At 72.4% G+C, this 2,032-nt stretch carries 4 protein-coding genes; 3 read left to right on the forward strand and 1 reads right to left on the reverse strand.

All coding sequences use genetic code 11. From position 1 onward, the window contains the following. From AB1578_23580 to AB1578_23590, 3 genes are all read left to right on the forward strand, one after another. On the forward strand, positions 1 to 558 hold a 558-nt coding region (locus AB1578_23580; GenBank protein MEW6490880.1), incomplete at its 5' end, for a DUF3786 domain-containing protein. Continuing rightward, positions 555 to 1,322 carry a hypothetical protein gene (locus tag AB1578_23585; protein ID MEW6490881.1) on the forward strand — a complete coding sequence of 256 codons (768 nt, stop codon included), beginning with the start codon at positions 555 to 557 and terminating at the stop codon, positions 1,320 to 1,322. The genes AB1578_23580 and AB1578_23585, both read left to right, overlap by 4 nt. Positions 1,323 to 1,342: 20 nt before the next feature. Next, entirely contained in the window at positions 1,343 to 1,774 is a 432-nt protein-coding gene (locus AB1578_23590) for a PaaI family thioesterase (protein ID MEW6490882.1), read from the forward strand. Positions 1,775 to 1,906: 132 nt separating this feature from the next. Here AB1578_23590 and AB1578_23595 read toward each other — a convergent pair. Then, positions 1,907 to 2,032 (reverse strand): sodium ion-translocating decarboxylase subunit beta (locus AB1578_23595; protein ID MEW6490883.1); only part of this gene is annotated, 126 nt, incomplete at its 5' end.

Below are 2,032 nucleotides of genomic sequence, written 5' to 3' on the forward strand. Positions count from 1 at the left end.
GGGCGGCGCCCCGCCGCCGACGCGGCGCGAGCCGGCGGAGCGACGTGGGACGGAGAGATCTTCACCCTGCCCTTCCTCGGCAAGGAAATCCGGGTCGCTCCCCGGGCGCGCACCGTGTCTTGGGCCACCGACCTCGGACGGCCCATCGGCTACCAGCGGGCCCTGGTGGCGGTGGCCTACCTGGCCGGCGCCGTCGAGGCCCCCCCGCGGGGGGAGTGGGTCGCGTTTCGGGAGCTCCCCGGTGGGGAGGCCTTCTTCCGGGGCCCCCACGGCCTGCCCACTCCCCGGCTGGAAACCGCGTTCGGCCGCCGCCCCGGAGACCTGCTCGCGGCCGCCCGCTCCCTGGGGGGGACCGCCAGCCCCGGGGCCGATGCCGCGGCAGAGCTCCCGGCGCTTCCCCGCATTCCCCTGCAAGTCCTCCTGTGGGCTGCCGCAGAGGAGTTCCCGGCCTCGGCCTCCCTCCTGGTAGACGCCCGTGCCCACCTGCACCTGGCCCTGGACGTGCTGTGGGCGCTGGCCAACGTCGCCATCGCCGACCTGGTGGGGCAGGCCCGGTGAGAGCGTGGCCGGGCCTGGCCGCAGCGCTCCTCCTGGCGCTGGGTTTGCCGGCGGGGGCCGAGTGGCCCTACCTCACGGAAGAGTCCTCCATGGTGGGCGAGGGACGCTACTCCCTCTCGGCCGGGATCAGCGAGACCTACCAGAAGAGCCGGCACCTGCCGGGGGGCAAGGGGAAGCTCTGGACCTTTCCCGAGGTGGAAGGAACGCTCGGGGTGGGCCCCCACGCCGAGGTCTCCTTCCAGTACGAGCTCCTGTGGTTCGACCCCGGGGAGGGAGCGACGGGTGCCTATGACACCGGGGACCTGCGGCTGTGGACCAAGCTCGGCCTCTTTCCGGGTGCCGTTCGGGGCTTGGCCCTTCGCTTCGGCGTCAAGCTCCCCAACGCCTCGGCGGACCGGGGTCTGGGAACCAACGAGACCGACGTCTTTCTCGCGGCCCTCTACGGCCGTCACCTCGGGGAGCTGCGCTTCGACGTGAACGCGGGGCTGGCGATCCTGGGCGATCCCCACAGGAGCCAGACCCAGGAGGACCTCCTGACGTGGGGGGTGGCGCTTCGCGGCCCGGTGTGGGGGCGACTGCGGGCCGGCGCCGAGGCGAGCGGCCGCGTGGGGCCCTTCGGCGTGGGCCGGCGCCGCGACTTTGCCACGGTCGCCGCGGTCCTGGGATGGCACGGCACCCGCTGGCGCCTCGATGCGGCCGGGCGCCGGGGTTTCCAGGACGCCGAGAGCTGGGGCTGGGTTGCCGGCGTGACCTACCAGCGGTGAGGACCGAGGGAGGCGGCAGGATGGACCCGGAGCGGGCCCGACTCCTGGCCCAGGATTTCGTGCAGGGCTTTCCCGCCCACTGCGGCTTCGGCGTGGAACGGGTAGGTGTGGGGCTCTTCGAAACCGTCTGCCCGGTCCGGCCCGAGCACCGGCAGCAGGACGGCTTCGTACATGCCGGCGTCCTCGCCGCCCTGGCCGACCATACCGCCGGGTACGCCGCCTACACGCTCGTTCCCCAGGACCGGCGCATCCTCACCATCGAGTTCAAGATCAACTTCCTCAAACCCGCCGTGGGCGACCGGGTGCTCTGCCGCGCCCGGGTGCTCAGCCCCGGGCGGACGATCCTCGTAGCCGAATCGGAGGTGTTCGCCATCGATTCGGGCGCAGACCGGCTCGTGGCCAAGGCCACCGTCACCTTGATGGCCGTGCCGGCAAGCCGCCTGGGGCGCTGACCGGGGTCCCGGGTTCTTCCTCTCGTTCCCGTCGGGCTCCCGGGCGGATTTCCCGATCGGTATCGGAATCGGGATCGATTTCGATAGCGATCCCGATTTGGACGGGGACGCGGCGTCTGGCTGCCGCCATTCCTACCGCAGCAGCGCCAGCAGGATGCCCGCGGCCACGGCCGAGCCGATGACGCCTGCCACGTTGGGACCCATGGCGTGCATGAGCAGGAAGTTGCGGGGGTTGTACTGCTGCCCCACGGTCTGGGC

The sequence above is a fragment of the Thermodesulfobacteriota bacterium genome, from assembly GCA_040756475.1.
In the GTDB taxonomy this organism is placed as follows: domain Bacteria; phylum Desulfobacterota; class Deferrisomatia; order Deferrisomatales; family JACRMM01; genus JBFLZB01.

Coding starts and splice junctions, on each gene's coding strand:
- AB1578_23590 (MEW6490882.1), top strand. CDS start 1,343: ATGGACCCGGAGCGGGCCCGACTCCTGGCCCAGGATTTCGTGCAGGGC.